At 61.6% G+C, this 4005-nt stretch carries 5 protein-coding genes; 2 read left to right on the top strand and 3 right to left on the bottom strand.

Translation table 11 applies throughout. The features are described 5' to 3' along the window. Positions 1-101: 101 nt before the first annotated feature. Both fabA and ACJWXQ_RS03245 read right to left on the bottom strand, forming a co-directional pair. Positions 102-617 (bottom strand): bifunctional 3-hydroxydecanoyl-ACP dehydratase/trans-2-decenoyl-ACP isomerase, encoded by a 516-nt coding sequence (gene fabA, locus ACJWXQ_RS03250; protein WP_346049682.1) that lies wholly within the window; start codon positions 615-617, stop codon positions 102-104. Positions 618-734: 117 nt separating this feature from the next. After that, positions 735-1139 carry an Rrf2 family transcriptional regulator gene (locus tag ACJWXQ_RS03245; RefSeq protein ID WP_346049685.1) on the bottom strand — a complete coding sequence of 135 codons (405 nt, stop codon included), beginning with the start codon at positions 1137-1139 and terminating at the stop codon, positions 735-737. A gap of 32 nt (positions 1140-1171) precedes the next feature. Here ACJWXQ_RS03245 and ACJWXQ_RS03240 point away from each other — a divergent pair, with 32 nt between their 5' ends. Further along, a complete protein-coding gene (locus ACJWXQ_RS03240; RefSeq protein WP_346049687.1) occupies positions 1172-2365 on the top strand; it encodes an NnrS family protein in 1194 nt (397 codons plus the stop codon). Between the two features lie 243 nt (positions 2366-2608). Here the strand turns inward: ACJWXQ_RS03240 and ACJWXQ_RS03235 are convergent, their stop codons facing one another. Continuing rightward, positions 2609-3610, bottom strand: a complete 1002-nt coding sequence (locus tag ACJWXQ_RS03235) for a 4-hydroxyproline epimerase (protein WP_406672132.1) — start codon at positions 3608-3610, stop codon at positions 2609-2611. 114 nt (positions 3611-3724) lie between these two features. Between ACJWXQ_RS03235 and ACJWXQ_RS03230 the strand changes: the two genes are divergently transcribed. Continuing rightward, positions 3725-4005 (top strand): FAD-dependent oxidoreductase (locus tag ACJWXQ_RS03230; protein WP_406672131.1); only part of this gene is annotated, 281 nt, incomplete at its 3' end.

Below are 4005 nucleotides of genomic sequence, written 5' to 3'. Positions count from 1 at the left end.
GAGTGCTGAGTGCTGAGTGCTGAGTGCTGAGTGCTGAGGCGGGGAATGTCGCTCCCGCCGGGAGTTACTCAGTACTCAGCACCCAGCACTCAGTACTAAATTCAGACCTCGTCGGCGCCGAACAGCCCCACGCGGAGGTTCTTGGCGGTATAGATGACTTCACCGTCCACGCTCATCTGGCCATCGGCGATGGCCATCTTGAGGCCACGGCGAATTACTCGCTTCATGTCGATGCGGTATTCGACCTGCTTCGCCTCGGGCATCACCTGGCCGGTGAACTTCACCTCACCCACGCCAAGGGCACGGCCCCGACCGGGGTTGCCTTCCCAGACCAGATAAAAGCCCACCAGCTGCCACAGGGCGTCCAGGCCGAGGCAGCCGGGCATGACCGGGTCGTCCTTGAAGTGGCATTGGAAGAACCAGAGGTCCGGTTTGATGTTCAGGGTCGCGCGGATGATGCCCTTGCCATATTCCCCGCCCTCGTCACGGATCTCGTCGATCCGGTCGAACATGAGCATGGGCGGAAGGGGGAGGCGGCCGTTGCCCGGCCCGAACATTTTTCCTTCAGCACATTCAATGAGCTGGTCGTAATCAAGACTATTGGGGCGATTGCTCATGGGTCTCACTCTTAATTAGGGCGGCGGCTATGGTCGCCAAATCTGGCCACCGCGTCAATTCCGGCTGGCCTTGATGAAGATCATGGTTCCCTGGGTGGCCAGGGCCCAGACTCGGCCTCAGCGCTTGTCGTAGGCCGTGGTGGCGTCTGCCAGCGTCATTTCATCCAGGTGGCTGAGGAAATGCTGCATGGCTTCCGCCAATGCATTACGCAGGCGACAGCGATCCAGCAGGGGGCATCTGGGCTCGGTGCAATTGACCGGCTGCAGTACCGGTTCGAATTCTCGCACGATTCGGCCGATCCGGATCTCCTCCGGCCGCCGGGCCAGCACCAGGCCACCATTGCGTCCGCGCACGCTGGTGACATGTCCCAGGTGATTGAGCCGCGCCACGATTTTGCGCAGGTGATGCCAGGAAACGGACAGCTCCCGGGCAGCAGTACTGGCGGACAGTCGCTCACCGGGTCGCTCGGCGAGCAGCATGAGCAGTCGCAGGGCGAAATCGGTCTGTTTGGTCAGTTGCATTTGGATTCCTACTTGGGTTGAGGAAACAGCCTATGAGCAGCGTCAGATTTTCCCTCGAGGCGCAACGAGCCCGGTGGCCGGTGGTGCTTCAGCAGCCTTTCCGGCTTTTTTTCCTGGCAGCCGCGTGGTTCGCCGTCTTCCATGGGGCCCTGTGGGGCGGCATGTTGGCCAGCGGCAGCATGGTCATTGAGGGGAATCCTTTCCTCTGGCACGGCTATCACATGGTCTTCGGGTTTGCTGTGGCGATCGTGATCGGCTTCCTATTGACGGCGGCCGCCAACTGGATTGGCAAGCCCGTTTCCCCGCCGGCACTCACGTTGGGCTTGTTTCTGGCCTGGTGCGTCGCGCGGCTCGGGGGTTTCCTGCCGGATTTGCTGCCCTGGGCCCTGGTTACGTTGGCAGATGCTGTTGCCCTGTGGGGAGCATGCATTGCCCTGGGGGTGGCGCTGCTGCGGGCAGGAAATCGCCGAAACTACCTCTTCATTGCGGTGTTGGCCGCGCTGGCGCTGGCTGCCACGGCCTGTTTCCTGGCCGTTACGGGGATCATATCGGATATTCGCTTTGCACTCATGCGCATCGGCCTGGATCTGATGTTGCTGCTGATGGTGATCATGGGGCAGCGAATTATTCCCTTCTTCACCGAACGGCGCTTGCCGCATCTGGGGGTCCGGCGGTCACCGCTGCTGATGCTGCTGACACCGATGGTGGTGGCGGCCGGCCTGCTGGCCAATTACCTCGGTTGGCCCATGCCGGCCATGGCCCTGATGCTCTCCGCCGCCGTGCTTCTGCTGGTTCACATGACCCTGTGGCGAAGCTGGGGCAGTTGGCCGGAACCCATGCTCTGGATTCTCCATCTGGGTTATCTGTGGCTGGCTCTGGCGCTGGTGCTACGTGCCGGCAGTCTGGGTTTCGGCTGGATGCCTTATTCCACCGCCGGTCACGCGGTCAGCGTCGGCGCCCTGGGAGCGCTGGGCCTGGGCATGCTGGCCAGGGTGTCGCTGGGCCATACCGGGCGGATGATTCAGGCCAAGCCCTGGATCGTCCTGGCCTTCGTGCTGGTTTCCCTGGCGGCGGTATTTCGGCTCATGACCGGCTTTCCCATCGGACTGCTCATGCAATGGCTATTCGGGCTCTCGGCCCTGAGCTGGATTCTGGCCTGGCTGATCTTCGCCATCAGCTACGCCCCCATCCTCACCGGCCCCCGCGCCGACGGTCAGCCGGGCTAAACCCGGGGCAAGCAGGGAAGAGCCTCACGCCAAGACGTGAAGAAATTCAAAAGATGGCCTCGCGCAGAGGGCGCCAAGAACGCAAAGAAAAAGCATTCTATGCTGTAGTTGCTGCCAGGCTTTCAGACCCCCAGCCAAAAGACGGAATTTCTTGGCGATCTTGGCGCCCTCCGCGCGAGGCAATGGTTTTCTTCGCGTCTTGGCGTCTTTGCGCGAGGCCATCTTTTGAATTCGGTGCCAGGCTTATCGGACCTCGAAGCCGCGCCAGAAGGGATCGTCGTCGTCGACGAAGAGGGTATTGTGACCCGTGACCCGGGCCCAGCCTTCCACGCTGGGGATGATGGCCTCGTGTTGTCCCACCTGCGTACGGCCCTCCACCCGTCCCCGAAAGAGACTGCCGATGATGCTTTCATGGACGAAATCCTCGCCATCACCCAGGCGGCCGCGGGCTGCCAGCTGAGCCATGCGGGCGCTGGTGCCGGTGCCGCAGGGGGAGCGGTCAATGGCCCGTTCGCCGTAGAAAACCGCGTTGCGGGCCTGGGCTTCAGGGTTTCGGGGGGCATCCGTCCACATGGTGTGCGTCACGCCCCGCACCGTGGGGTCATCCGGATGGACGCAATCCAACGCTTCATGGGCGGCCTGGCGGACCTTTGGTGACAGGTGGAGGATGTCATCCGCGCTCATTCCGTCCAGCCCGGGCCAGTTGGTCTGTGGTTCGACGATGGCAAAGAAATTCCCACCGTAGGCGACGTCGATGGTCAGTTCTCCCAAGCCTGCCACATTGATCGATACATCACGATGGGCCAAAAAGCTGGCCACATTTCTGATTCGCACGCTGCGGACACGATCATCGTCCATCTGGTACTCGATATGGACCTGTCCGGCGGGTACGTCCAGGATTGCCTTGCCCGGAATTTTTGGCTGCAGCAGACCTGCCTCAATGGCCGCCGTGACGGTACCAATGGTGCCGTGGCCGCACATGGGCAGGCAGCCGCTGGTCTCAATGAAAAGGATGGCGGCATCGGCGTCGTCCGAGCAAGGCGGCAACAGCAGTGAACCGGACATCACCGAATGGCCCCGGGGTTCGTACATCAGCGATTGGCGGATCCAGTCATGGTGAGCGAGGAAATCCTGGCGCTTCTCGCTCATGGTTTCACCGCGCAGCTTCGGGTAACCGCTGGTGACAAGGCGAACTGGATTGCCGCAGGTATGGGCATCAATGCAGAAAAAAGTCCCAAGTCTCATGTTGCAGTGCTTCCCGGCTCGGTATGGATGGCTCAAGTCAGGTAGGATTACAGCTGTCGGCGAGGCGGGCAAGCCGTACATCCGTTCTTCCCCAGAATAACCACGAACAAGGCAATGACTGAATCCACTATAGACACCGATTTCCTCGTTATCGGTGGTGGCATTGTCGGTGTCACGGCAGCCTTTGAACTGCAGGCTGCCGGTCGACAGGTGCTGCTGATCGACCGAGAGGCTCCCGGTGCGGGGGCATCCCGAGGTAACGCCGGCCATTTTGCCACCGAGCAGATCTTCCCCATTGCCGATGCCTCCATTCTCTGGCAGGTCCCCAAGTTGCTGCTTGACCCCCTCGGGCCGCTGGCCATCGACTGGCGCTATGCGCACCGCATTACTCCCTG

Source organism: Natronospira sp. (assembly GCF_007134575.1).
GTDB lineage: Bacteria > Pseudomonadota > Gammaproteobacteria > Natronospirales > Natronospiraceae > Natronospira > Natronospira elongata.
Note: the sequence above shows the minus strand (reverse complement) of the source record. Positions and strands in the feature narration are given on the sequence as shown.

Bases quoted from the DNA above. Each gene is read 5' to 3' on its own strand.
- ACJWXQ_RS03245 (WP_346049685.1), bottom strand. From the start codon at position 1,139: ATGCAACTGACCAAACAGACCGATTTCGCCCTGCGACTGCTCATGCTG.
- fabA (WP_346049682.1), bottom strand. From the start codon at position 617: ATGAGCAATCGCCCCAATAGTCTTGATTACGACCAGCTCATTGAATGT.
- ACJWXQ_RS03235 (WP_406672132.1), bottom strand. From the start codon at position 3,610: ATGAGACTTGGGACTTTTTTCTGCATTGATGCCCATACCTGCGGCAAT.
- ACJWXQ_RS03240 (WP_346049687.1), top strand. From the start codon at position 1,172: ATGAGCAGCGTCAGATTTTCCCTCGAGGCGCAACGAGCCCGGTGGCCG.